Here is a 25,191-nt window from a genome sequence, read left to right as displayed (position 1 = left end):
CGAAGTCAGGCCGAAGGTCACCGTGGCGCTACATTCGGCACCGCGGCCAGCCCCGCACATTTCTGCACCGTGAATTCTGCGTGTTCGTGTTGACGGCGCATGTCCAGCGGAGGAGCATGAGTTGCGTAATACAGAACGCGTTGCGTTCTGCGCAACAATCCAGGAGTCCGGCGCATGCCGAAAGTCGTGGTGATCGGTGCCGGCATCGTCGGCACCTCGCTGGCAGATGAGTTGACCGCGCGCGGGTACACCGACGTCACCGTCCTGGACCGCGGACCGCTGTTCGCCACGGGCGGGTCGACCTCGCACGCGCCCGGCCTGGTGTTCCAGACCAACCCGTCCAAGACGATGAGCGCATTCGCTCGCTACACCGTGGCGAAGTTCAACGCACTGACCCACCCCGGCGGCTGGGCGTTCAACCCCGTCGGCGGTCTCGAGATCGCGACCACCGAGGAGCGGTTGGCGGACCTGCACCGCAAGGCCGGCTGGGCCGCGGCGTGGGGCATCGAGGGCCGGCTGCTGACCCCGGTCGAGTGTGTGGCGTTGCATCCGCTGCTCGACCGCGAGCGTGTCCTCGGCGGGTTCCACACCCCCGCCGACGGTTTGGCCAAGGCTGTGCGGGCCGCCGAAGCCCAAGCGTGGCAGGCGATGTCACGCGGCGCCACCTTCCGGCCGCATACCGAAGTGCTCGGTGTCGTCGACAGGGGCGGACGGGTCACCGGGGTCCGCACCGGTGACGGGATCGTCGACGCCGACATCGTGGTCTGTGCCGCCGGGTTCTGGGGTGCCCAGTTCGCCAAAGGCGTCGGCCTCGTCCTACCGCTGGTGCCGATGGCCCACCAGTACGCGCGGACCGGCCAGATCGCGCCGCTCGTCGGACGCAACAGCGAACTGGCCGAGGCCGGCCTGCCGATCCTGCGGCACCAAGACCGCGACCTGTATTTCCGCGAGCACGGCGACCGCATCGGAATCGGCAACTACGGCCACAAACCGATGCCCGTGGACATGTCGGCCCTGCTGGCCGAGTCCGCGGGGGAACCCATGCCGTCGATGCTGCCGTTCACCGAGGACGACTTCGCGCCCGCGTGGCGCGAAGCCTGCCAACTGCTTCCCGCGCTGGGCGACTCGAAGGTCGAGGAGGCGTTCAACGGGATCTTCTCGTTCACCCCGGACGGCTTCTCGATCATGGGTGAACACCGTGACCTGTCGGGGTTCTGGGTCGCCGAAGCAGTGTGGGTGACGCATTCGGCCGGCGTCGCGAAGGCCACCGCCGAATGGATCGTCGACGGCACCCCGTCGACCGATGTCCACGAATGCGACCTGTATCGCTTCGAGGATGTCGCCCGCAGCCCGCAGTTCATCATGACGACCAGCTCACAGGCCTTCGTCGAGGTCTACGACATCGTCCACCCTGCGCAGTTCCGCACCGCGCTGCGCGGCCTGCGCACAAGTCCGTTCCATCATCGACAGCAGGAACTCGGCGCGTACTTCTACGAGGGCGCGGGTTGGGAGCGGCCGGCCTGGTACGAGGCGAACCACGCACTCGCACAACAGCTCTTCAGCCACGGTCTCGCATGCCCGCAGCGCGATGAGTGGGCCTCGAGGTTCTGGTCACCGATCTCGATCGCCGAGGCGCACGTCACGCGCGAACGCGTCGCCATGTACGACATGACGCCGCTGACCCGCTACGAAATCGCCGGTTCCGGTGCTGTGTCGTTCCTGCAGCAGATGACCACCAACAACATCGACAAGAGCGTCGGTTCGGTGACTTACACCCTGCTGCTCGACGAGACCGGCGGTATCCGAAGCGATATCACCGTCGCCCGACTGGCCGAGACCACCTTCCAGGTCGCGGTGAATTCGCCCATGGACTACGACTGGTTGCATCGCCACCTGCCCCGGGACGTGACGCTGCGCGACATCACCGGCGCCACCTGCTGCATCGGCGTGTGGGGGCCGCTCGCTCGCGGCATGGTGCAGCCGCTGTGTTCAGATGATCTGTCCCACGGCGCGTTCAAGTACTTCCGCGCCCTGCAGACCTACTTGGGCGCGATCCCGGTCACCATGCTGCGGGTGTCCTACGTCGGCGAGCTGGGGTGGGAGATCTACGCCAGTGCCGAATACGGCGCCGCGCTGTGGGACCTGTTGTTCGACGCCGGCCGAGAGCACGGGGTGATCGCCGCCGGCCGCATCGCGTTCAACAGCCTGCGCATCGAGAAGGGCTACCGGTCGTGGGGCACGGACATGACTGCCGAACATCGGCCCGCCGCAGCCGGGCTCGCGTTCGCCGTGCGGATGGACAAGGACGACTTCATCGGGAAGGCCGCTTTGACGGGCGCATCCGAGCCTCGTAACCGGTTGTGCAGCATCGTCTTCGACGAGCCGACGGCCGTGGCCATGGGCAAGGAGCCGGTCTACCGCGGCGATGAGTGCGTCGGTTATGTCACCAGTGCCGGCTACTCGCCGACCATCGGGCGGACCATCGCCTACGCGTGGCTGCCGGCCGGGGCCGCACCAGGCGACGTCCTGCGCGTCGACTACCGGGGCGCCAGGCACAACGCCAGGGTTCACGGCGAACCCGTCGTGGATCCCGAGATGACCAAGATCAAGAGGTGACAGTGAACTACGACGTCATCGTCATCGGCCTCGGCGGCATGGGGTCGGCAGCCGCCTACCACCTCGCCGCCCGCGGGCAGCGAGTTCTCGGGCTCGAGAAGTTCGGTCCGGCGCACACCAGGGGATCAAGCCACGGCGGCTCGCGCATCATCCGGCAGTCCTACTTCGAGGACCCGGTGTATGTGCCGCTGCTGCTGCGCGCCTACGAACTCTGGGACAAGCTGGCGGCCGACACGTCCAAAGAGGTGTACCGGCTCACCGGAGGGCTGTTCATCGGTGCGCCCGACTCCCTCACCGTCGCCGGCAGTCTCCGCGCCAGCAGGCAATGGGATCTACCGCACGAGATCCTGGACGCCACCGAGATCCGCTCCCGCTACCCGAATTTCAGGCCACGCCCCGACGACATCGCACTCTACGAGGCCAAGGCTGGTTTCGCCCGACCCGAGATGACGGTTCAGGCGCACATCGACCTCGCCGAACACGCAGGCGCAGAACTGCATTTCGGTGAGCCCGTGGTCGAGTGGGGCGAGTCCTCGGCAGGCGTGACTGTCAGCACCGAACGCGGCGCCTACACCGCAGGCCAACTCGTCATCTGCCCCGGCGCATGGGCACCACAAGTGCTGGCGGAATTCGGCATCCCGATCACCGTCGAACGACAGGTGCTCTACTGGCTCAACCCGATCGACGGCATCGGGCCGTTCGTCGACCACCCGATCTTCATCGACGAGAACGCCGCCGGCGAGCAGATCTACGGCTTCCCCGCCATCGACGGTCCCGACGGTGGAGTGAAGGTGGCGTTCTTCCGCAAGGGCATCGTCTGCACGCCGGAGACCATCGACCGCGAAGTCCACGACCGGGAGATCGCCGAGATGCGGTCGCGGGTCAGCGAACTGTTGCCCGCCCTGGACGGCCCCTGCGTGCACTCGGCGACGTGCATGTATTCCAACACCCCCGATGAGCACTTCGTGATCGCTCGCCACCCCGATTCGCAGAACATCACCGTGGCGTGCGGATTCTCCGGCCACGGCTTCAAATTCGTCCCCGTCGTCGGGGAGATCCTGGCCGACCTCGCCATCGACGGCCAGACCGGCCATCCCATCGCTCTGTTCGACCCACGACGGCTGGTGACCACATGACAGGCCTTCGGACGACACTCGGCGGTGACTACTACGTCAGCGACGCGGTGTTCACCGCCGAGCAGGATGCCATCTTCGAGAACTTGTGGGTCTGCGCCGTGCGGTCATCGGACCTCGCGTCGCCCGGCGCGTTCCGCAAGCTGCAGATCGGCCGCGAGAGCGTGCTGTTGGTCCGCGGCCGCGACGGGCTGCTGCGCGCCTTCCTCAATATCTGCCGCCACCGCGGGGCGCAATTGTGCACCGAGTCCGAAGGGCAGGTGAAGCGCAGCTTCCGCTGTCCCTACCACTCGTGGACCTACGGCCTCGACGGCAAGCTGATGGCCGCACCCAACATCGGCTCGCTCACAGACGACTCCGGCGGGGCCATCGATCGCTATCGCTACGGGCTCGTTCCTGTCGCGCTGACCGAGTGGCTCGGCTACGCGTGGGTGTGCCTGTCGGACACCCCGCCGCCGTTCGACGACGTGGTCGCGGAGGCGACCAGGACGCTCGGGGATCCCGACGCGATCGATCGCTACGGCATCGGCGGCCTCGACGTGGGCAAGCGGATCGTCTACGACGTGGCGGCCAACTGGAAGCTGATCATCGAGAACTTCATGGAGTGCTACCACTGCAGCTCGATCCATCCCGAACTCGTCGGCGTACTACCGGAATTCGCGCGCGGCGTGGCGGCGCAGGCCAACGTCGGACTGGGCGCGGAGTTCGGTTCGGACACAGCGGGCTTCACGGTCGACGGGACGGCCGGCTTCGACCGGCTACCGGGCATCACCGAGGAACAGGACCGCCGCTACTACGCGATCACCGTCAAGCCGACAGTGTTCATCAACCTCGTTCCCGACCACATCATCTTCCATCGCATGTTCCCGATGTCACCGACGCGAACCATCGTCGAATGTGACTGGCTCTACAGCGCCGACGTCGTGGCGTCGGGCCGGGACGTCTCGCGCTCGGTCGAGCTGTTCCACCGGGTCAACGAGCAGGACTTCGAGGCATGCGAACGCACCCAACCCGCCATGGCGTCGCGCGCCTACCGCAACGGCGGGATACTCGTCCCCGCCGAACACCACATCGCGGAGTTCCATGAGTGGGTAGTGTCCCATCTCGATGAACGGTGAACCGGATCTCCTCATCGGAGGGACCTGGCGTCACGCCGCGGACCGCGGGACGCGCGACGTCATCAATCCCGCGAACGGTACAGTCGCCGCCGTTGTCGACGAGGCGACCGCCGACGACGCCCGAGACGCCGTCGCCGCGGCGCGGGCTGCCTTCGACGACGGTGCCTGGCGTGCCACTGCCGTCACCGAGCGCGCGGAGCTGCTCGACCGGGTAGCCGACCTGCTGCAACGCGACAAGGACGACCTCGCGCGTCTGGAGACCGTCGACACCGGAAAGACGCTGGCCGAGAGCCACATCGACATCGACGACGTGACATCGGTCTTCCGGTACTACTCCCGGCTGGTCGGGGCGGAAGCCGACCGCATCGTCGACGTCGGAGACCCGGCGGTCATCAGCCGGGTGGTTCGCGAACCGATCGGCGTGTGCGTCCTGATCGCTCCGTGGAACTATCCGCTGCTGCAGATGTCGTGGAAGATCGCCCCCGCGCTGGCGGCCGGGTGCACCATGGTCGCCAAGCCCAGCGAGGTGACGCCGTTGTCCACCATCGCGTTCACCCACCTGCTCGAGGAGGCGGGTGTTCCACCCTCGGTGGTGAACTTGGTGCAGGGCAGCGGCGCGGCACTCGGGACCGCGTTGACCGACACCGACGACGTCGACTTCATTTCGTTCACCGGCGGACTGGGCACCGGGCGGACCATCAGCAAGGTGGCCGCCGAGCATGTCACCAAGGTGGCCGTCGAACTGGGCGGCAAGAATCCGCACATCGTCTTCGCCGACGCTGACGCCGACAGCGCGATCGACCATGTGCTGACGGGTGTCTTCCTGCATTCGGGCCAAGTCTGCTCGGCGGGCACCCGGTTGATCATCGAGGAGTCCATCGCCGACGACTTCGTCGCCGAACTCGCAGGCCGTGCCGAGCGGATTCGGATCGGCGACGGAATGGACCCCGCCAGTGAGACCGGGCCTCTGGTCTCCGAACAACACCGCGCGAAGATCGAAGAATATGTGGCGCAGGGGGTTTCCGAGGGCGCCAAACTCGTGACCGGCGGCGCGCGACCCAGCGACCCGGCGCTTGCGGCCGGCAGCTTCTACCTGCCGACGATCTTCGACCGATGCCAGCGTTCCATGCGGATCGTTCAGGAAGAGACCTTCGGGCCGATCCTCACCGTCGAGCGCTTCACCACCGAGGCCGAAGCCATCGCGCTGGGCAACGACACGCAGTACGGCCTCGCGGCGGGTGTGCGTACATCCGATTCGGCGCGAGGCGAACGTGTGGTGCGTGCGTTGCGGCACGGCACGGTCTGGCTCAACGACTTCGGCTACTACACCGCCGCGGCCGAGTGGGGAGGCTTCGGGAAGTCCGGCAACGGTCGCGAACTCGGCCCGACCGGGCTCACGGAATATCAAGAGATCAAACACATCTGGCACAACACGGCGCCCACACCCGCGGGCTGGTTCAAAGGATAGGCAACATGGTGATCAAAGAGTCACACGCCGACAGCGGTCTGGAGGACTTCGGGTACCGGGAGTCACTCGACCGCAGTATCGGCAAGTTCGCGAGCTTCGCCGCCGGGGTGAGCTACATCTCGATCCTGACGGGCACGTTCCAACTGTTCTATTTCGGCTTCGGCACCGCGGGCCCGGCCTACCTGTGGTCCTGGCCGATCGTATTCGTCGGGCAGATGGCGGTCGCGCTGTGCTTCATGGAACTCGCCGCCAAGTATCCGGTGGCGGGGTCGGTGTACAACTGGTCGAAGAAACTGGCCAGCCGGCTGGTCGGGTGGACGTCGGGATGGCTGATGCTCACCGCGTCGATCGTCACGATCTCCGCGGTGGCGCTGGCCTACCAGCTCAATCTGCCGCGACTGTGGAGCGGGTTCCAGATCGTCGGCGACGGCACCGGTGAATACGACTATGCCGCCAACGCCGTGCTGCTCGGCACGGTGCTGATCGCGTTCACCACGCTGATCAACGCGCTCGGCGTCAAGTTGATGTCGCGCATCAACAGCACCGGCGTGTTCATCGAGTTGATCGCCGCGGTGCTGATCGCGTTCCTACTGGCGATCAACATCGATCGCGGGCCCGATATCTTCTTCTCCACCAACGGGTACGGCACCGACGAATCCATGGGCTTCCTCGGTGCCTTCCTGATCGCGTCACTGGCCTCGGGCTACGTGATGTACGGCTTCGACACCGCCAGCTCGCTGGGGGAGGAGACCGTCGAGCCGCGCCGGACAGCGCCGAAGGCCATCGCCCGCGCGATCCTGGCGTCGTTCGTGATCGGTGGCGCCATCCTCGTTTTCGCCGTGATGGCGGCGCCCAATCTCGAGGACCCCGCGCTCGGCGAGAGCTCCGGCGGCCTGCAGTACATCGTCGAGCAGGTGATGTGGGGACCACTCGGCAAGGTGTTCCTGGTCTGCATCGTCATCGCGGTGACCGTCTGCTGCCTTGCGGTGCACACCGCGGCCATCCGGCTCACCTTCGCGATGGCGCGGGACAACGCACTGCCCTTCGGTGAGAAGCTGGCCACGGTCAATCCCAAGACGCAGACGCCCATCGTGCCTGCGGTGACCATCGGCGTCATCGCGGTGGTCATCCTGGTGATCAACATCGGTCAACCGAAGATCTTCACGGTGCTGACCTCGATCGCCATCATCATGATCTACCTGGCGTACCTCATGGTGACCGGACCGATGCTCAAGAAGCGCCTGCAAGGCCAGTGGCCGCCGAAGGATCTCAAAAAGGGTGGTTATTTCACGATGGGCAGATGGGGGCTGCTGGTCAACATCGTGGCGGTGGTGTGGGGGATCGGGATGTCGCTGAACCTGGCCTGGCCGCGCTCGGCGGTGTACGGCGACCCCTGGTACAACACCTGGGGCGCGTTCGTCTACATCGGCGTCATTGTCGGCGCCGGGTTGCTGTGGTACTTCGTCAAGGGCCGTCATCACATCGGCTGCCTCGAATCACACGCCGCCACAACCACATCCGAGGCGGTGGAACAGCCCTGATGGCTGGTGCCGACTCTCCCCACGGGCCAGACGCATTCGACTACGTCATCGTTGGCGGCGGCACCGCCGGTTGTGTGCTGGCAGCGCGGCTGTCCGAAGACGCCGGCGTCACCGTATGCCTGATCGAGGCCGGCCCCTCCGACGTCGGTGACGACAACATCCTGGTGCTGTCGGAGTGGATGCATCTGCTCGACTCCGGTTACGACTGGGACTATCCGGTGGAACCGCAGGAGCGGGGCAACTCGTTCATGCGGCACGCGCGCGCCAAGGTGCTCGGCGGATGTTCGTCGCACAACTCGTGCATCGCATTCCACCCGCCCGCCGAGGCGCTCGACGAGTGGGTGCAGATGGGCGCGGCGGGCTGGAGTGCCGCGGAGGTGCTTCCGCTGACCGAGCGCCTCACGCAGACGGTGCGGCTGCGCGACGTGCCGCCCGAAGATCCCTGCGGCGCCGCCGTTCTCGAGGCGGCAGCCATGGTGGGGATGCCGACGGTGGCGTTCAACCGCGGCGAGACGGTTCGCCACGGCGCCGGGTGGTTCCAGATCAACGCCGCTAGCGACGGCAACCGTCTCTCCTCGTCACACGCCTTCCTGCACCCCATCCTCGACACCAGGACGAACCTCGAGGTCCGCACGAAATGCTGGGTCGCCGAGATCGTCTTCGACGATGCGAACGCAGCCACCGGCGTGCGCTATCAACGGCCCGACCTGTCCGGCTACGACACGGTGTCCGCACGCCGTGAAGTCGTCGTCACCGCGGGTGCGATCGACACGCCGAAGTTGTTGATGCTGTCCGGGATCGGGCCCGCCGAGCACCTTCGCGAGTTCGGCATCGACGTGCGCGTCGACTCGCCCGGCGTCGGCGCCAACCTCGACGACCACGTCGAGGGATTGGTGTTCTGGGAAGCGTCGCGACCCATGGTGACGACGTCGACGCAGTGGTGGGAAATCGGCCTGTTCACGTGTGTCGACGAGGGTGGTGCGCAGCCGGATCTGATGATGCACTACGGCAGCGTGCCGTTCGACATGAACACCTTGCGGCACGGCTACCCGACCACCGACAACGGTTTCTGCCTGACCCCCAACGTGACTCAGGGCCGATCCCGCGGCACGGTGCGGCTGCGCACGCGCGACTTCCGGGACCGGGCGCGGGTGGATCCGAAATACTTCACCGATCCCGAAGGATACGACGAGCGCATCATGCTCGCCGGTGTTCGGTTGGCGCGCACGATCGCCGAACAGCCGCCGCTGGCGGCCTGGGTGGGCCGCGAACTGGCACCGGGACCCGACGCGACGACCGATGACGAGTTGCTCGACTACATCCACAAGTGCCACAACACCGTCTACCACCCGGCGGCGACGGCACGGATGGGCGCCGTCGGTGATCCGATGGCAGTGCTCGACCCGCAACTGCGCGTGAAGGGGGTGTCGAAGTTGCGGGTGGTTGACGCGTCGGCGATGCCGAAACTACCGTCGGTCAACCCGAACATCACCGTGATGACGATGGCGGAGAAGTGTGCCGACCTCATCCGATCAGCATGAACTGACGTCGTTCCTCCGCCGGCACACGCCTTTCCAGGCGATGGCGGACGAGGAACTCGCGTCGCTCGCGACCAAGGCCGTGGTCGAGGAGTTCGCGCCCGGAACGGTGATCGCCGACTACTCGGCCCGTGTCCCCGACGACGTATGGATGGTCTACACCGGACACGTGGTACTGCGGTCGACGACCGACGGCACGGTCATCGACACCGTCGGCCCTGGCGGCATTTTCGGCTACATGCCGTTGCTCACCGGGGCGGGCCTGGATTTCGACGCGCGCACCATGGGCCCCAGCACGCTGATTCGCCTGCCCGGCGCTCCAATGCGGACCCAGTTCGCCAAGCCGGCGGGGCTGGCATTCCTGGCATCCTCGGCGTGGAACGTGGGAACCGCCGACCGGCCGACGATCGCGGCGGCCACGGACAGCAGGCCTGTCGGCGAACTCGTGCACGGGGCGGTTCTGCTCCTCGGACCCGATACCTCGGTGCGCGACGCGGTGCGCGACATGACCGAGCAGAGCGCCAGTTGTGCGTTGGTCAGACTGCCGGACGGCACGCTGGGCATCTTCACCGACCGCGACCTGCGCACCAGGGTGGTTGCGGCCGGACAGCCGCTGGACACCCGCATCGACCGGGTCATGACCGCGCCCGCACACACGGTCACCGCGGATCTGACCGCTGACATCGTGCTGATGGAGATGCTCGAACGCGGGCTGCGGCACATGCCCGTGCTGACTCCGCGGGGCGACGTGATCGGTGTGCTCGAGGACGCCGACCTGCTCGCCGCGTCGACGCGGCAGAGCTTCGTGCTGCGTCGTTCGATCGGTCAGGCGGGCACGGTGGCCGATCTGCAGCGCGTGGGCCGGCGCGTCGCCGGGGTCGCGGGTCAACTGTTTCAGAACGGGACGAAGGCGTCGGCGACCAGCGCCATCCTCTCGGTCGTCATCGACAGCCTGGTGCGCAAGGCACTTGAACTCGCCCTCGCCGAAACCGACGCGCCGAGCGACGGTTTCGCGTGGCTCACCCTCGGTAGTGTGGCGCGCCGCGAGGCGATGCCGTCGTCCGACGTGGACAGTGCCTTGTCGTGGCGCGACGACCTCGCAGCGGCAATCCCGCAACTTCGATCGGTCGCGGTGCGTGTGCATGACATCCTCGACGGCTGCGGACTGCCGTCGGATCGTAACGGTGCGGTGGCCTCTGCGGCGAGTTTCGCTCGCTCGCAATCGGATTGGCTGGCCGCGGCGGAAGGCTGGCTGGAGCATCCGCTACGTGACCGCGGCCTGATCCTGTCGTCACTGCTGATCGACGGCCGCGTGGTCTGGGGGGACCCCACGTTGCACACTGTGCCCACGGCCTACCGCCGCATGCGAGAAGAACATCCGAACACGCTGCGGCTGCAACGCCTTGACGCGCTCTCGTCGAAGGTGCGCACCCGGTCTCTGCGCGATGTGCTGTCCCGGCGCGGCGGTACCTTCGACCTGAAGAATCACGCCGTCGTGCCAATCGTCAACCTCGCCCGCTGGGGAGGGCTGACCGCCGACGTCACGTCGGCCACCACACCGGTACGGCTGTCCGCGGCCGCGCAGTCCGGCGCGATCAGCGACCGGGACGCGCAGACCCTCGGCGATGTCTTCGTCATGCTGCAGCGGCTGCGGATGGCTCACCAGGTGGAGCAGTTGGCGGCCGGTCACACCCCCGGTGACGTCGTGACCATGTCGGAGCTCTCGCCGCTCAACCGCAGTCTGCTCGGTGACGGGCTCCGCGAGATCGCCGCGGTGCGACGGCGGGTCGGCGATTTTGGAATGCCCCGCGTATAGGGTTGTCGCACGATGGCCAAACAGGACGACGACCGGCCCGCCGCCGCAGTGCAGTCCGTGGATCGCGCTTTGCAGGTGCTGGAAATCCTGGCGGCGCTGGGGCAGGCGGGGGTGACCGAGATCGCCGCCGAACTCGGCGTGCACAAGTCCACCGTGTCGCGACTGGTCGCGGTGCTGGAGTCCCGCAACTACGTCGAGCAGGTGGCCGAGCGCGGCAAGTACCGACTCGGCTTCGCCGTCGCCCGGCTGGCCCGTGCGGGCAGCGCGCAACTCGATCTGGTCAAACTCAGCCAGGACATCTGCGACGGTCTGGCCGGTGAGGTCGGGGAGACGGCCAACGTCGCGATTCTGGACGACGACCGCATCGTCAACATCGTCGAAGCCAGCGGACCCGGTGAGATCGCCCTGCAGACGTGGGTCGGCCAGAGCTGCCCCGCGCACGCCACATCCAGCGGCAAGGTGTTGCTGGCCTGCCATGACGAGGCGCAGCTGCGGGCCCGTCTGGCCGAAAAGCTCGAGTCGTTCACCGACAACACCGTCGTCGACATCGAGAACCTGCAACGTGAGCTGGCCGACGTCATCGACCGCGGCTGGTCCTTCGTCACCGAGGAGCTGGAGGTCGGTCTCAACGCCGTGGCCGCTCCGATTCGTGACGCAGGATCGCAAGTTGTTGCGGCGCTCAGCGTTTCGGGTCCGTCGTATCGCCTCAGTGAAGACCGGTTCACCGAGATCGCGAAGCTGGTCGTCGCTGCGGCCGACGCCGTCAGCCGGCGCCTCGGCTGGGTCGAGCGCGAATGAGGCTCCCCGTCACCCGGCCCGGTGCAGGCTCTCCGGATCCCCGGTGATCACCGCCAGGATAGTGCGCCACGAATCGGACGGCTGATTGATCATGTCGGAGTGGGATTGCCAGCCACCCATCAACCGGCCGTCATCGTAATAGCCTGTCGGCAAACGGATTACGCCAGGCATGTGGTCAGGATCGGCCCCGTGCGGGCCACCGGGTATGCCTTGTACCGCCTGGATGAAGTCGCCGGGCGCGGTCATGGAGTACCGCTCCACATCGGGATTGCGGTTGTGCCAATCGCCGGGATCGTCGACGCCGACTCCGGCGCCCGCCGCCGCGAGGTAGAGCGTGCGGTCGGCGGTGAGCCCGAACACCTCCGCGGTGCCGAGAATCGAACCGCCATAGGAGTGGCCGATATAGGTCACCGGGACCGAACCCCGGCCCAGCGCGTCGACAGTGCGATCGACATCCTCGCTGAAGGCGACCAGCCGGGGCGCCATCTCCAGCGCGAAACGCGGGTTCGCCGCGTCGATCAGCGCCGCCGCCGGGTTGTCGCCGTGCGGGAACGGCCCGCCCAGGTAGGTGATCGCGGCGACCTCCCCGCGGGTGGCCGATACGAACCGGCGCATGGTCTGCGTGTTGGCCGCCGAGCCCTCGATCGTGGTGTTCAGCCCGGGGATCAACACCGCGAGGCTGCTCGCGGTCGACAGATTGCCGTTGAGCTCGATCAAGCTCGACCGGCCGGGGTCGAAAGCCAGGATTTGGCGGTCGACGCGGTGGCCGCCGGGGTCGTCGACCTCGCCGAGCAGGCCCCGGTAAAAGGCGGCGCGCTCGCCCTGCGGCGCGTCGAGTACCGCCTGCGCGATGTTGACCCGATTTGCTGCGATCCGCATGTCCCACGGCACGCCGTCGGTGTTGCCGACCTGGTGGGGAAAATCGGCGATCAGCTGCCTGCGCTGCCCGGGGCTCAGCGCTGCGATCTGCTCCGCGATGCGGGCCTGGCCCATGGTGGGCCAGCCCGATACCGCGCCGCCATTCGAAGGTGCTGAAACGGTCATCGCCGGGTGGGCCGGTCCGGGGAACGCCTCGGCGATGTCGGCGGCGGCATCGGCATCGGCCGCGCCGAGCAGGTCAAGCGACTCGGTGATGCGGCGGGTCAGCTCAGCCGCCCGCACGACCAGGTATTCATGGGCCACGCGGGCGTCGCCGCCGGACAGCGCGACGAGAAGGTCGGAGGGTGCGGCGCGGACCGCGACCGACCCGTCGTCGGAGACGTCGAAGCCCTCGGCGCGGGCTTCCTCGACGTCGGCCAGCACGTCCGAGCGGGCAACCGCGATCTGTTGGGCTCCTTCGCGGGCCGCGACCGCCGTAATCACCACCGCTCGACCGACGTCGTCCGAGGCCGCGGCCGCCGCGCGCACCTCGCGCCGTGCCGCATCGGCGGCCGCACCTAGCCATTCGGCGGAGGCGCGCTCGACGTCGTCGAGAACCGAGTCGACGGCCGCGTACATCTGCGTCGCGGCCGCGTCCCACTGCTCCGCCGCGTCGCGCAGCGCGTCGGGGTTCCAGGCCTGCGCTTCGGAAACGGTCGGCCTCGTCGCCATGCCTCATCGTGGCATCGAAGCGGGCGTGAGCGCCGAGGTTATCCACAGGCTTTGGCGACGCTTCGGCGCGGCTTGCGCGCCGCGCCCGGTGAGCAACCAGTAGTCTCGATGAGGTGCAGCGACGAATCATGGGCATCGAGACCGAATTCGGTGTCACCTGCACGTTTCACGGTCACCGCCGGCTGAGCCCAGACGAGGTCGCCCGGTATCTGTTCCGGCGGGTGGTGTCGTGGGGCCGCAGTTCGAACGTGTTCCTGCGCAACGGCGCACGCCTGTATCTCGACGTCGGTAGCCACCCCGAGTACGCCACCGCCGAATGCGACAGCCTCATCCAGCTGGTCACCCACGACCGGGCAGGGGAGCGGGTGCTCGAGGACCTGTTGATCGACGCCGAGCAACGGCTGGCCGACGAAGGCATCGGCGGGGACATCTACTTGTTCAAGAACAACACCGACTCGGCGGGCAACTCCTACGGCTGCCACGAGAACTACCTGATCGTGCGCGCCGGCGAGTTCTCCCGAATCTCCGACGTGCTGCTCCCGTTCCTGGTCACCCGCCAGCTGATCTGCGGCGCGGGCAAGGTGCTGCAGACCCCCAAGGCGGCCACGTTCTGCCTGAGCCAGCGCGCCGAGCACATCTGGGAAGGCGTCTCGAGCGCGACGACGCGCAGCCGTCCGATCATCAACACCCGCGACGAGCCGCACGCCGATGCCGAGAAGTACCGCAGGCTGCACGTCATCGTCGGTGACTCGAACATGGCCGAGACCACCACGATGCTCAAGGTCGGCACCGCGTCACTGGTGCTCGAGATGATCGAGGCCGGCGTGCCGTTCCGCGACTTCTCCCTGGACAATCCGATACGCGCCATTCGCGAGGTCAGCCACGACCTCACCGGCCGGCGCCCGGTCCGCCTCGCCGGTGGACGACAGGCAAGCGCACTCGACATCCAGCGCGAGTACTACTCGCGCGCCGTCGAATACCTGCAGAGCCGCGAGCCGAATTCGCAGATCGAGCAGGTTGTCGACTTGTGGGGCCGTCAGCTCGACGCAGTAGAGAGCCAGGATTTCGCCAAGGTCGACACCGAGATCGACTGGGTGATCAAGCGCAAGCTGTTCCAGCGCTACCAGGACCGTTACAACATGGAACTGTCCGACCCCAAGATCAGCCAGCTCGACCTGGCCTACCACGACATCAAGCGCGGCCGCGGCGTCTTCGACCTGCTGCAGCGCAAGGGTCTGGCCACCCGCGTCACCACCGACGAGGACATCGAGGCGGCGGTCGACACGCCGCCGCAGACCACGCGGGCCAAGTTGCGCGGCGAGTTCATCAGCGCTGCCCAGGAGGCCGGCCGGGACTTCACCGTCGACTGGGTGCACCTCAAGCTCAACGACCAGGCTCAGCGGACCGTGCTGTGCAAGGACCCGTTCCGGTCGGTCGACGAGCGGGTCAAACGCCTCATCGCCTCGATGTAGCTCGATACGCCGGGACTACCCGCGCTTCGCGTGCGCCGATACCGCGTAGTCGCCGCCGCGGAAGGGTTCCCGCTCCCACGTCGCCCAGCGGTCCACCAGCTCTAGTCCGGCCGCGGTCGCGTGGTCGTCGTACCGGTCGAGCGTCAGCCGTCCGGTGCTGAGCTGGAATCCCGCGACCAGCAGGCCGCCGGGGACGAGCCGGCCGGCGAGTTGCTCGACGACCCGGCCTTCGGAACCGCGCTCGACGAAGATCATCACGTTGCCCGCCATTACCACTGCGTCGAAGTCGGTGTCCAGATGCGCGCTCGCCTCACTCAGATCGGCCTCGATCCACGTGAGCTGCGGGGCCTTGGCTCGGGCGGCACTGAGCATCTGCGCGTCGAGGTCCATACCGATCACCGAGAATCCGCGGGCGGCGAGTTCGATGGCTACCCTGCCGGTGCCACACCCCGCGTCCAGGACACGGGTCCCGCCCGACGCCCCGAGCAGCGAAGCGACCAGGTCGGCCTCGCCGTGGATGCTCCTGCCCTCGGCGGCCAGCTTTCGCCAGCGCGCGTCGTAGTCGTCGCCGCGGGGCGCCGAGGTGTCCTGCCAACGAGAGCCCACGACTCACCCTAAGCTCTTACGAGTGGCGATCTCCAAAGTCGAACGGCTGATGAACCTCGTCATCGCGCTGCTGTCCACGCGCAGCTTCATCACGGCCGACCGGATCCGCGAGACCGTCTCCGGGTACTCCGACAGCGCCTCCGACGAGGCGTTCTCGCGCATGTTCGAACGCGACAAGAACGAGTTGCGCGACCTCGGCATCCCGTTGGAGACGGGTCGGGTGTCGCAGTTCGACCCGACCGAGGGATACCGCATCAACCGCGACGCGTACGCGCTGCCTGCCGTGGAGTTGACTGCTGATGAAGCCGCTGCCGTGGCGGTCGCCACCCAGCTGTGGGAGTCGCCGGAACTCATCACCGTCACCCAGGGTGCGCTGCTCAAGCTGCGGGCTGCGGGCGTTGACGTCGACGCACCGCACAGCGACGTCGCCATCACCTCGACCGCCGCATTGCCGGGCCTGCGTGGTTCCGAGGAAGTATTGGGAATCCTGTTGTCCGCCATCGATTCGGGGCAAGCCGTGCAGTTCCCGCACCGGCCATCGCGCAGCGAGCCCTACACCGTGCGCACGGTCGAGCCGTGGGGCGTGGTGACCGACAAGGGTCGCTGGTATCTGGTCGGGCACGACCGGGACCGCGACGCGATGCGGACGTTCCGGCTGTCGCGTATCGGTGCGGAGGTGACACCGATCGGCCCGCCCGGTGTGGTGAAGCCGCCCGCCGAGGTCGACCTGCGCGAGATCGTCGGCCGTGTGGTCGCTGACCCGCCCACCGGAACGCAGGCGCGGGTGTGGGTCGCCGACGGGCGCGCGACCGCGCTGCGCCGCCGGGCCAATGTGGTCGGCCCACTGACACTGAACGGGCGCGCCGGTGAGGAAATCACCGTCGACATCGGCATGACCGACCGGTTGGCCCGCGAAGTCGCCAGCTACGGCCCCGACGCCGTGGCGCTGGAACCGCAGTCGCTGCGAGACGATGTGATGTCGAGGCTGCGGGCGCAGGCCGGGCTGACTGATGGGGTGCGGGCATGAGTGCCGTATCGACACGGCTGGTGCGGCTGCTCAACATGGTTCCGTACTTCCAGGCCAATCCGAGGATCACCTACGCCGAGGCGGCGTCGGACCTCGGGGTGACCGTGAAGCAATTGCGCGAGGATCTCAACCAGCTGTGGATGTGCGGGCTGCCGGGCTACGGGCCGGGCGACCTCATCGACTTCGAATTCTCTGGCGACACAATCGAAGTCACGTTCTCGGCGGGAATCGACCATCCGCTGCGGCTCACATCGCCGGAGGCGACCGGCGTGCTTGTGGCACTGCGGGCGCTCGTCGACGTCCCGGGAATCCTCGATCCGGAAGCCGCGCGCAGCGCGATCGCCAAGATCGAGTCGGCCGCAGGCACCGTCAGCCACGGCGCGGAGGCCGCGGTCGACGAGCCCGCTCCGGCGGAGAGCGAGGCCGCCGCCGCGGTGCGCAGGGCGGTGCGCGAGAACCGCGCGCTGACCATCGAGTACTACTCGGCGTCGCACGACATGCTGACCAGCCGCGTCGTCGACCCTATTCGGGTGGTCCTGGTCGCCGACCACAGTTACCTGGAGGCGTGGTGCCGCACCGCAGAGGGGGTGCGGCTGTTCCGCTTCGACAGAATCGTCGACGCCCGCGTGCTCGACGAACCGTCCTCGCCGCCACCGCCGGCTGTGGCCGCCGAACCGGACACGTCCCTGTTCGACGCCGACCCGTCGCTGCCGTCGGCGACGCTGCTGATCGACCGGTCCGCGTCCTGGATGTTCGACTACTACCCGCTGCGGGTCATCCGCGAACTCCCCGACGGCGCCTGCCACGCCGCGATGACATACGCCTCCGAAGACTGGATGACCCGCTTCGTCCTCGGGTTCGGCTCGGCGGTGCGGGTGCTCGAACCGGAGTCGCTGGCACGCCGGGTGCGCGAAACGGCCACCGCCGCACTGAGCGCTTACGGTGGCACCGAGTAGACTGGCCGCGTCGTCTGGAGGTGACCAAATTGGGTGGTCTACAACCCTGGCACTGGGTAATCGTCATTGCCGTGTTCGTGCTGCTGTTCGGTGCCAAGAAGCTCCCGGACGCCGCGCGTTCGCTGGGCAAGTCGATGCGGATCTTCAAGTCCGAGATCAAGGAGATGCAGGCGGAGTCCAAAGAAGAGGCTCATCCCGCTACCCCCATCGCATCCGAGCGCGCCGACACGCCGCCGGCTCCGACAGCCGAGCCGCGGTCGGACCAACGCCCGGCCTGACGTCCGACTGCTGACTGGCCGCTGCTCGATGCGGCGTCGATAGCCCGTGCGCACCCCAGAAATACTCAAGAAGCTCGATCCCCGGCGACGCCGCTCGCGGGCCAACCCCGACGGCACGATGTCGCTGGTCGAACATCTGGCCGAACTGCGCAACCGGATGCTGCTGGCGCTCGCCGCGATCGTGCTGACGACCATCCTCGGGTTCCTCTGGTACACCCACGGCGTGTTCGGGCTGCCCAGCCTCGGCGACTGGCTGCGCGGACCGTATTGCGCGCTGCCCGAGTCGGCACGGGCCACCATCGCCCCGGACGGTCAGTGCCGGCTGCTCGCCACCGCCCCGTTCGACCAGTTCATGCTGCGCCTCAAGGTCGCCCTGACGGCAGGCATCGTGATGGCCTGCCCGGTCTGGCTGTATCACGTGTGGGCCTTCATCACCCCGGGGCTGTACCAGAAGGAGCGCCGGTTCGCGGTGGCCTTCGTCGTCGTGGGCGCCGGGCTGTTCATCGGCGGCACGGTGCTGGCGTACGTGGTGCTGTCCCAAGCTCTGGGTTTCCTGCTGACCGTCGGCAGCGATGTGCAGGTGACGGCGCTCTCAGGCGACCAGTACTTCGGCTTCCTGATCAACCTGCTGCTGGTGTTCGGGTTCAGCTTCGAGTTTCCGCTGCTGATCGTGATGCTGAACCTGGTCGGGGTGCTGACCTACGAACGGCTCAAGGCGTGGCGCCGCGGACTGATCTTCGCGCTGTTCGTCTTCGCCGCGTTGTTCACCCCGGGGTCCGATCCGTTCTCCATGCTCGCCCTGGCGTTCGCCCTGACGGTGCTGCTCGAGATGGCCATCCAGATCGCCAGATTCCACGACAAACGCAAGGCGCGGCGCGCCGCACTCACCGACGTTCCGGACGAGGAGGCGGCACCGATCGGCGACGTGGAGCCCGTCGAAGCGCCCGCCGCCGTGCCGACGCCGTCACGGCTCGTGGTCGATGACGACGCCACCTAGCGCCCGGCTGGCGGACTTCGCCGAGCAGCTGCCCTTCCAGCTCGACGACTTCCAGCGCCGAGCCTGCGAAGCGCTGGACAACGGGCACGGAGTGCTGGTCTGCGCTCCGACAGGGGCGGGCAAGACCGTGGTAGGAGAATTCGCCGTGCACCTGGCGCTGGCCTCGGGCGGCAAATGCTTCTACACCACACCCATCAAGGCGTTGAGCAACCAGAAGCACAACGACCTGGTCCGCCGATACGGCGCGGACAAGATCGGGCTGCTCACCGGTGACCAGTCGATCAACGGCGACGCCGACGTCGTCGTGATGACCACCGAAGTGCTGCGCAACATGCTCTATGCGAACAGTGCTTCGCTGCAGGGTCTTTCGTACGTGGTCATGGACGAGGTGCACTTCCTCGCCGACCGGATGCGCGGCGCGGTATGGGAAGAGGTCATTCTGCACCTGCCCGACGACGTGCTGCTGGTGAGCCTGTCGGCGACGGTGAGCAACGCCGAGGAGTTCGGCGGCTGGATCCAGACCGTGCGTGGGGACACCGCGGTGGTCGTCGACGAACACCGCCCGGTTCCGTTGTGGCAGCACGTCTTGGTGGGCAAGCGACTTTTCGACCTGTTCGACTACCGGGCCTCGCGCGCCGCCGGCGTCTCAAGGGCGGAGCGCCGCGAGCTGCTTGTGGATCCGGAGTTGTTGCGCCACATCGCGCATCGACGCGAAGCCGAACGGCTGACCGACTGGCAGCCGCGCGGCCGGAATCGCGGCCCGAATCGCGGTCGGTCGGGTTTCTACCGTCCACCGCCGCGGCCCGAGGTCATCGGCACGCTGGACCGCGAAGGACTGCTACCCGCCATCACGTTCATCTTCTCGCGGGCCGGGTGCGACGCCGCGGTCAAGCAGTGCCTGCGCTCGCCGCTGCGGCTGACCACCAACGAGGAGCGGTCGCGTATCGCCGAAATCGTCGACCGCCGCTGCGCCGACCTGCCCGAAGCCGACCTGCTGGTGCTGGACTATCACGAATGGCGCGAGGGGCTGCTGCGTGGCTTGGCGGCGCACCACGCGGGGATGCTGCCGGTGTTCCGCCACACCGTGGAGGAGCTGTTCACCGCAGGTCTGGTCAAAGCCGTATTCGCCACGGAGACATTGGCGTTGGGCATCAACATGCCCGCCCGCACGGTGGTGCTCGAGAAGCTGGTGAAATTCAACGGCGAGCAGCACATGCCGTTGACGCCGGGGGAGTACACCCAGTTGACCGGACGGGCCGGTCGTCGCGGCATCGACGTCGAAGGCCACGCCGTGGTGCTCTGGACTCCCGATGTCGAGCCCGCGGAGGTGGCCGGCCTTGCGTCGACCCGAACCTTCCCCCTGCGCAGCTCGTTCGCCCCCTCGTACAACATGACCATCAATCTGGTGCACCAGATGGGCCCGGCGCAGGCGCACAACCTCCTGGAGAGTTCGTTCGCGCAGTATCAGGCGGACCGATCGGTGGTGGGGTTGGTCCGCGGCATCGAGCGCGGCAATCGGATGCTCGAAGAGATCGCCGCCGAGTTCGGCGGCACAGATGCACCGATCCTGGCCTATGTCCGTCTGCGGCAACAGATTTCGTCGCGTGAACGCGCGCAGTCACGTGCGTCGCGACTGCAGCGTCGCAAGGCGGCCAACGACGCGCTGGCCGCGCTGCGCCGCGGCGACATCATCAACATCACCAACGGCAGGCGCGGCGGTCTGGCCGTCGTGCTCGAACCGGCCCGCGACGAGGACGACCCGCGGCCGCTGGTGCTCACCGAACACCGCTGGGCCGGACGGATCTCCACGGCCGACTACTCGGGAGCCGCAGAGCCGCTCGGGTCGATGACGCTGCCCAAGCGGGTCGAGCATCGCAACCCGCGGGCGCGGCGCGATCTCACCTCGGCACTGCTGTCGGCGGCGGAACGGCTCGCCGTCCCCTCGAGCAAGAACAAGCGCAGCGGGCGGGGCAGTGCCGGCTCGACCGCCGCGGAACCCGATATCGACCCAGAGTTGGCGTCTCTGCGCGAACAGGTGCGCCGCCACCCGGCCCACCAGCTGCCCGATCGCGAGGAGAAGGCGCGGCTAGGCGAGCGGTACTTGAAAATCGAACGCGACAACGCGCAGGTTCAGCAGAAGGTGGCGGCCGCGACCAACTCGCTGGCCCGCACGTTCGACCGGATCGTCGTGCTGCTCACCGAACGTGGGTTCATCGACTCCAGTTCGGGCGAGCCTGAGGTCACTGACGACGGTCGGCTGCTCGCCCGCATCTACAGCGAGAGCGATCTGCTGGTCGCCGAGGCGTTGCGCAGCGGCGTGTGGGAGGGACTCGACGCGCCGGAGTTGGCGGCGGTGGTGTCGTCGGTGCTCTACGAGTCCCGCGGCGACACGCCAGGCGCGCCGCAGGGTGTCGACGCGCCCACCGGCAAGCTGCGCCGCGCCCTCAACCAGACGCGCAGGTTGTGGACGGAATTGCGCTCCGACGAGCAGCGCCACCGCATCACGGCCAGCCGCGAGCCCGACGACGGATTCGTGCCCGCGGTCTACCGGTGGGCCACCACCGGCGATCTGACCAGCGCGCTGGCCGCCTCCGACGCCACGGGCTCCGGTTCGCCGCTGTCCGCGGGCGATTTCGTGCGCTGGTGCCGCCAGGTGCTCGACCTACTCGACCAGGTGCGCAACGCCGCACCGACACCGGCGCTGCGGGCCTGCGCGAAACGCGCGATCAGCGACATTCGACGCGGCGTCGTGGCCGTTGATGCGGGGTAGGGTGTCTGAGGCACTTCAGATCAAGGAGAGAGATGAGCGGACCGCAGGGACCTGACCCGACGCAGCCGTACCCCGGCCAGCAGCCGGACCCGTCGACCGGCCAGCCGTCCAGCGACCCGTCGGCCAACCAGCCCTGGCAGCAACCGACCAGCGAACCGACGCAGGCCGCGCCGCAGCAGTGGCAGCCGCCGGCGTACGACCCGCAGCAGGCGCAGCAGTACCCGCAGTATCAGCAGCCGGCCTATCAGCCGCCGCAGCAGTACCCGCAGGGCGAGCAGCAGTTCGGCCAGCCGCCCGCCACCGAGTACAACCCGCAGGCCTACCCGCCCCCCGGCCAGTTCGGGCAGCCGGGCCAGTACCCCCAGCAGTACGGACAGCAGCCGGGCCAGTACGGGCAGCAGCCGGGCCAATACACGCAATACCCGCCATACGGTCAGCAAGGGCCCGAAGGCGAAAAGGGCTCGAAGCGGTCGCTTGCGCTGATCGGCGGCATCGTCGGCCTGCTGCTCGCGATCGTCGTCGTGGCGGTCATCGTGCTTGGCTTCGTGACGCCCGGCTTCTTCGTCACCAAGAAGCTCGACATCAACGCCGCGCAGAGCGGTGTCGAGCAGATCCTGACCGACGAGGCCAACGGCTACGGCGCCAAGAACGTCGGTGACATCAAGTGCAACGACGGCGCCAACCCCACGGTCGAGAAGGGCGGGACCTTCGAGTGCGAGGTCAGCATCGACGGGACCAAGCGACAGGTGACCGTGACGTTCCAGGACGACGACGGCACGTACGAGGTCGGCAGGCCCAAGTAGCCTTCAGCTAGTCCGGCAGGCCGTCGAGGGCCTTCTGCAGCCTGCCGACGGATGACGTCACGCCGAACGCCTCGGCGAGTCCCACGACCTTGCGCGGATGCTCGGCGATCAGCGGGAGGGCATCGGACTTCTTCGACCAGTCGATGTCGCAGTCGGTCTTCACCCGAACGACCGGACCCGCCGCCTCGATGTAGTCGCCGGCGGCCAGCAGCTTTTTGCGATAGGCCTTGGACATCTTCGATTTCGGGTCGTGCGCGGCCGCGAGGATGGCCTCCAGTGAGCCGTGCTGTGCCAGCAGCGTCGCCGCGGTCTTGTCGCCCACCCCGGGCACACCGGGCAGGCCGTCGGACGGGTCGCCGCGCAGCAGTGCCAGCTCGGCATAGGCGGGGCCCGCGCGGTCGACCGGCACGCCGTACTTCTCGGCGACCTCCTCCGGGCCCCACTTGGTGGCTTTCGCCAGTCCGCTGCCGAGGTAGAGCACCCGCACGGGCACCGGCTCGTCCCGGACGAGCTGCAACAGGTCGCGGTCGCCGCTGACCACGACGACCGGGTCGCGCTTCTCGCGGGCGGCCAGCGTGCCGAGCACGTCATCGGCCTCGGCCTCGGGCGCGCCGGCGGTCGCGATGCCGAACGCGTCGAGCATCTCGAAGATCATGTCGACCTGCGGAGTGAGCTCGTCGGGCACCTCCTCGACGTCGGGCTCGCCACCGGCGTTCTCCTCGAGCACCCGGTGCGCCTTGTACGACGGGATCGCGTCGACCCGCCACTGCGGCCGCCAGTCGTCGTCGCGGCAGACCACCAGCCGGGTCGGCTGCTCGCGGGTGATCACCGTCGCCACCGCGTCGAGGAATCCGCGAAGCGCGTTGACCGGCCGGCCGTCGGGCGCCGTGATCGACGACGGCACACCGAAGTACGACCGGAACCACATGCTGGCGCCATCGAGCAGCACTAATGACATTTAGGTGCTCCTCACGTCCGCAGAAGTCATTTCGTGCTCCTCACGTCCGCAGAAGTCATTTGGTGCTCCTCACGTCCGCAGAAGTCATCTCGTCATCCTGCCAGGGCGCCGACTAACCTCGGTGCAATGACCTCCCGCCGATTCAGCGCCGACGTCTACGCCCAGCGGCTGCGCGCCGCCGCGTCCGCCACCGCCGACGCCGGTCTGGCCGGGCTCGTCGTTACGCCCGGCTACGACCTGCGCTACCTCGTCGGCTCGCGCGCCCAAACCTTCGAACGGCTGACCGCGCTGGTGCTGCCCGCCCACGGCGAGCCGACGGTCGTGGTCCCGCGGCTGGAGCTGGCGTCGCTCAAGGAATCCGCGGTCACCGAACTGGGCCTCGCAGTGCGCGATTGGACCGACGGTGAGGACCCGTACGCGTTGGTGAGCCAGGCGCTCGGTGGCGGCACCGCGGAGTCGTCTGGACCGCAGGCCGTCCAGGTCGCCGTCACCGATTCCATGCCCGCGCTGCATCTGCTGCCGCTCGCCGGCGTCCTCGGCGCGGTGCCGGTGCTGGCCACCGACGTGCTGCGGCGCCTGCGGATGATCAAGGACGCCGCCGAGATCGACGCGCTGCGCAAGGCGGGCGCGGCGATCGACCGTGTCCACGCGCGCGTTCCGGACTTTCTTGTGCCCGGCCGTACCGAAGCCGACGTCGCGGCTGATATCGCCGAAGCCATTGTCGCCGAGGGTCATTCGGAGGTCGCATTCATCATCGTCGGGTCCGGACCCCACGGCGCCGACCCGCACCACGAATGCTCGGACCGCGAACTGCGGTCGGGTGACATCGTCGTCGTCGATATCGGCGGCCCGTATGAACCCGGCTACAACTCCGACTCGACCCGCACCTACAGCATCGGTGAACCGGATCCGGAAGTGGCGCGGCGCTATGCGGTTCTGCAACGCGCGCAGCGTGCGGCGGTCGACGCGGTGCGTCCCGGCGCGACCGCCGAGCAGATCGACGCGGCCGCCCGCGATGTGCTTGCCGCCGACGGCCTCGCCGAGGCGTTCGTACACCGCACCGGCCACGGGATCGGGCTGTCGGTGCACGAGGAGCCCTACATCGTCGCGGGCAACGCCCTGCCGCTCGAGGAGGGTATGGCGTTCTCCGTCGAGCCGGGTATCTACTTTCCCGGCCAGTGGGGAGCCCGCATTGAGGACATCGTGATCGTCACCGCCGACGGCGCGCTGGCCGTCAACAATCGCCCGCACGACCTCGTGGTCGTGTCCGCGGAGTAGTCCTGCCTAGTCCGAGCCGCGGTCCAGCAGGTCTGAGGAGCCGAGGACGCGCTCGACGCGGACCTCGATCGCGACGCGTTTGGGGTTCGGCCTGGGCGTGCGATAGCGCTGCGCATACCGCAGTTCGGCGTCGCGGACGGCGTCGGGATCGGTGTTGACAGTGGCCGTGCCCTCCAACGACAGCCACCGCGCGCCGTCGACCTGGCTGAGGACGGCGACCCCCTGGTGCTGCGCGTTGACGGCCTTCTGCGACCCGCCGCTGGTGATGACGCGCGCGATGTGCGTCGCCGGATCGAAGGTGAAGCCGACCGCGACCACGTGCGGTGACCCGTCCGAGCGCAGCGTCGTCAGCATCGCCAGATGCCGCTCGGTGAGGAACGCCAACGCGTCGTTGGTGAGACGGGTGGTTGCCTTTGCCATCGGGCCCC

The 25,191-nt window shown here is 67.9% G+C and carries 20 protein-coding genes; 16 read left to right on the top strand and 4 right to left on the bottom strand.

Going from position 1 to position 25,191, the window contains the following annotated elements:
- The first annotated feature begins 174 nt into the window (after window positions 1-174).
- Genes N4S67_RS16880 through N4S67_RS16845 form a run of 8 tightly spaced genes read left to right on the top strand, consistent with a single transcriptional unit; the run spans window position 175 to window position 12,028 of the window.
- Window positions 175-2,616: a GcvT family protein gene (locus tag N4S67_RS16880; protein ID WP_260994166.1), complete on the top strand. Its 2,442-nt coding sequence runs from the start codon at window positions 175-177 to the stop codon at window positions 2,614-2,616.
- A gap of 38 nt (window positions 2,617-2,654) precedes the next feature.
- Entirely contained in the window at window positions 2,655-3,752 is a 1,098-nt protein-coding gene (solA, locus tag N4S67_RS16875) for an N-methyl-L-tryptophan oxidase (RefSeq protein WP_260994697.1), read from the top strand.
- Window positions 3,749-4,867 carry an aromatic ring-hydroxylating oxygenase subunit alpha gene (locus N4S67_RS16870; RefSeq protein WP_260994165.1) on the top strand — a complete coding sequence of 373 codons (1,119 nt, stop codon included), beginning with the start codon at window positions 3,749-3,751 and terminating at the stop codon, window positions 4,865-4,867. The genes solA and N4S67_RS16870 overlap by 4 nt, the downstream gene beginning before the upstream one ends.
- Window positions 4,857-6,335, top strand: a complete 1,479-nt coding sequence (locus tag N4S67_RS16865) for an aldehyde dehydrogenase family protein (protein ID WP_260994164.1) — start codon at window positions 4,857-4,859, stop codon at window positions 6,333-6,335. Before N4S67_RS16870 ends, N4S67_RS16865 begins: the two co-directional genes overlap by 11 nt.
- A gap of 5 nt (window positions 6,336-6,340) precedes the next feature.
- Entirely contained in the window at window positions 6,341-7,876 is a 1,536-nt protein-coding gene (locus N4S67_RS16860) for an APC family permease (protein ID WP_260994163.1), read from the top strand.
- Window positions 7,876-9,417, top strand: coding sequence for a GMC family oxidoreductase (locus tag N4S67_RS16855; RefSeq protein WP_260994162.1), 1,542 nt, complete (start codon window positions 7,876-7,878; stop codon window positions 9,415-9,417). Before N4S67_RS16860 ends, N4S67_RS16855 begins: the two co-directional genes overlap by 1 nt.
- Entirely contained in the window at window positions 9,392-11,230 is a 1,839-nt protein-coding gene (locus N4S67_RS16850; protein ID WP_260994161.1) for a putative nucleotidyltransferase substrate binding domain-containing protein, read from the top strand. Before N4S67_RS16855 ends, N4S67_RS16850 begins: the two co-directional genes overlap by 26 nt.
- A gap of 12 nt (window positions 11,231-11,242) precedes the next feature.
- The gene (locus tag N4S67_RS16845; RefSeq protein WP_260994160.1) at window positions 11,243-12,028 is read left to right on the top strand and encodes an IclR family transcriptional regulator; all 786 of its coding nucleotides are present in this window, start codon (window positions 11,243-11,245) and stop codon (window positions 12,026-12,028) included.
- Window positions 12,029-12,037: 9 nt separating this feature from the next.
- Here the strand turns inward: N4S67_RS16845 and N4S67_RS16840 are convergent, their stop codons facing one another.
- On the bottom strand, window positions 12,038-13,618 hold the full coding sequence (locus tag N4S67_RS16840; protein WP_260994159.1) for an alpha/beta hydrolase family protein: 1,581 nt from the start codon (window positions 13,616-13,618) through the stop codon (window positions 12,038-12,040).
- 113 nt (window positions 13,619-13,731) lie between these two features.
- On the opposite strand from N4S67_RS16840, the gene pafA reads away from it, so the two are divergent.
- On the top strand, window positions 13,732-15,090 hold the full coding sequence (pafA, locus tag N4S67_RS16835; RefSeq protein WP_260994158.1) for a Pup--protein ligase: 1,359 nt from the start codon (window positions 13,732-13,734) through the stop codon (window positions 15,088-15,090).
- Between the two features lie 15 nt (window positions 15,091-15,105).
- On the opposite strand, the gene N4S67_RS16830 is transcribed toward pafA, so the two are convergent.
- Entirely contained in the window at window positions 15,106-15,696 is a 591-nt protein-coding gene (locus N4S67_RS16830; RefSeq protein WP_260994157.1) for a class I SAM-dependent DNA methyltransferase, read from the bottom strand.
- A 22-nt stretch (window positions 15,697-15,718) separates the two neighbouring features.
- Between N4S67_RS16830 and N4S67_RS16825 the strand changes: the two genes are divergently transcribed.
- From N4S67_RS16825 to N4S67_RS16800, 6 genes are read left to right on the top strand one after another with little or no spacing between them, the layout of a single operon-like run.
- Entirely contained in the window at window positions 15,719-16,723 is a 1,005-nt protein-coding gene (locus N4S67_RS16825) for a helix-turn-helix transcriptional regulator (RefSeq protein ID WP_260994156.1), read from the top strand.
- A complete protein-coding gene (locus tag N4S67_RS16820; RefSeq protein ID WP_260994155.1) occupies window positions 16,720-17,679 on the top strand; it encodes a helix-turn-helix transcriptional regulator in 960 nt (319 codons plus the stop codon). Before N4S67_RS16825 ends, N4S67_RS16820 begins: the two co-directional genes overlap by 4 nt.
- Before the next feature lie 29 nt (window positions 17,680-17,708).
- Window positions 17,709-17,957 (top strand): Sec-independent protein translocase subunit TatA, encoded by a 249-nt coding sequence (gene tatA / locus N4S67_RS16815; protein WP_260994696.1) that lies wholly within the window; start codon window positions 17,709-17,711, stop codon window positions 17,955-17,957.
- A gap of 46 nt (window positions 17,958-18,003) precedes the next feature.
- Window positions 18,004-18,954: a twin-arginine translocase subunit TatC gene (gene tatC, locus N4S67_RS16810; RefSeq protein ID WP_260994154.1), complete on the top strand. Its 951-nt coding sequence runs from the start codon at window positions 18,004-18,006 to the stop codon at window positions 18,952-18,954.
- On the top strand, window positions 18,938-21,724 hold the full coding sequence (locus N4S67_RS16805; RefSeq protein WP_260994153.1) for a DEAD/DEAH box helicase: 2,787 nt from the start codon (window positions 18,938-18,940) through the stop codon (window positions 21,722-21,724). The genes tatC and N4S67_RS16805 overlap by 17 nt, the downstream gene beginning before the upstream one ends.
- A 32-nt stretch (window positions 21,725-21,756) precedes the next feature.
- Complete coding sequence (locus N4S67_RS16800) at window positions 21,757-22,527, top strand: DUF4333 domain-containing protein (RefSeq protein ID WP_260994152.1); 771 nt, start codon at window positions 21,757-21,759, stop codon at window positions 22,525-22,527.
- A 7-nt stretch (window positions 22,528-22,534) separates the two neighbouring features.
- Here N4S67_RS16800 and N4S67_RS16795 read toward each other — a convergent pair whose 3' ends face one another.
- Entirely contained in the window at window positions 22,535-23,485 is a 951-nt protein-coding gene (locus N4S67_RS16795) for a 5'-3' exonuclease (protein WP_260994151.1), read from the bottom strand.
- Between the two features lie 126 nt (window positions 23,486-23,611).
- On the opposite strand from N4S67_RS16795, the gene N4S67_RS16790 reads away from it, so the two are divergent.
- Window positions 23,612-24,763, top strand: coding sequence for a M24 family metallopeptidase (locus N4S67_RS16790; protein ID WP_260994150.1), 1,152 nt, complete (start codon window positions 23,612-23,614; stop codon window positions 24,761-24,763).
- A 6-nt stretch (window positions 24,764-24,769) separates the two neighbouring features.
- Here N4S67_RS16790 and N4S67_RS16785 read toward each other — a convergent pair whose 3' ends face one another.
- Window positions 24,770-25,183, bottom strand: coding sequence for a F420-dependent biliverdin reductase (locus tag N4S67_RS16785; RefSeq protein WP_260994149.1), 414 nt, complete (start codon window positions 25,181-25,183; stop codon window positions 24,770-24,772).
- Window positions 25,184-25,191 lie beyond the last annotated feature (8 nt).

The organism is Mycobacterium deserti, assembly GCF_025345615.1.
Taxonomy (GTDB): Bacteria; Actinomycetota; Actinomycetes; order Mycobacteriales; family Mycobacteriaceae; genus Mycobacterium; species Mycobacterium deserti.
The sequence above is the reverse complement of the archived record's forward strand: the minus strand, read 5'-3'. Positions and strand labels throughout refer to the sequence as shown.

Excerpts from the sequence above, each read along its gene's own strand:
- N4S67_RS16880 (WP_260994166.1), top strand. The coding sequence starts at position 175 with ATGCCGAAAGTCGTGGTGATCGGTGCCGGCATCGTCGGCACCTCGCTG.
- solA (WP_260994697.1), top strand. The coding sequence starts at position 2,655 with ATGGGGTCGGCAGCCGCCTACCACCTCGCCGCCCGCGGGCAGCGAGTT.
- N4S67_RS16870 (WP_260994165.1), top strand. The coding sequence starts at position 3,749 with ATGACAGGCCTTCGGACGACACTCGGCGGTGACTACTACGTCAGCGAC.
- N4S67_RS16865 (WP_260994164.1), top strand. The coding sequence starts at position 4,857 with ATGAACGGTGAACCGGATCTCCTCATCGGAGGGACCTGGCGTCACGCC.
- N4S67_RS16860 (WP_260994163.1), top strand. The coding sequence starts at position 6,341 with ATGGTGATCAAAGAGTCACACGCCGACAGCGGTCTGGAGGACTTCGGG.
- N4S67_RS16855 (WP_260994162.1), top strand. The coding sequence starts at position 7,876 with ATGGCTGGTGCCGACTCTCCCCACGGGCCAGACGCATTCGACTACGTC.
- N4S67_RS16845 (WP_260994160.1), top strand. The coding sequence starts at position 11,243 with ATGGCCAAACAGGACGACGACCGGCCCGCCGCCGCAGTGCAGTCCGTG.
- N4S67_RS16840 (WP_260994159.1), bottom strand. The coding sequence starts at position 13,618 with ATGGCGACGAGGCCGACCGTTTCCGAAGCGCAGGCCTGGAACCCCGAC.
- N4S67_RS16820 (WP_260994155.1), top strand. The coding sequence starts at position 16,720 with ATGAGTGCCGTATCGACACGGCTGGTGCGGCTGCTCAACATGGTTCCG.
- N4S67_RS16805 (WP_260994153.1), top strand. The coding sequence starts at position 18,938 with ATGACGACGCCACCTAGCGCCCGGCTGGCGGACTTCGCCGAGCAGCTG.
- N4S67_RS16800 (WP_260994152.1), top strand. The coding sequence starts at position 21,757 with ATGAGCGGACCGCAGGGACCTGACCCGACGCAGCCGTACCCCGGCCAG.
- N4S67_RS16795 (WP_260994151.1), bottom strand. The coding sequence starts at position 23,485 with ATGTCATTAGTGCTGCTCGATGGCGCCAGCATGTGGTTCCGGTCGTAC.
- N4S67_RS16790 (WP_260994150.1), top strand. The coding sequence starts at position 23,612 with ATGACCTCCCGCCGATTCAGCGCCGACGTCTACGCCCAGCGGCTGCGC.
- N4S67_RS16785 (WP_260994149.1), bottom strand. The coding sequence starts at position 25,183 with ATGGCAAAGGCAACCACCCGTCTCACCAACGACGCGTTGGCGTTCCTC.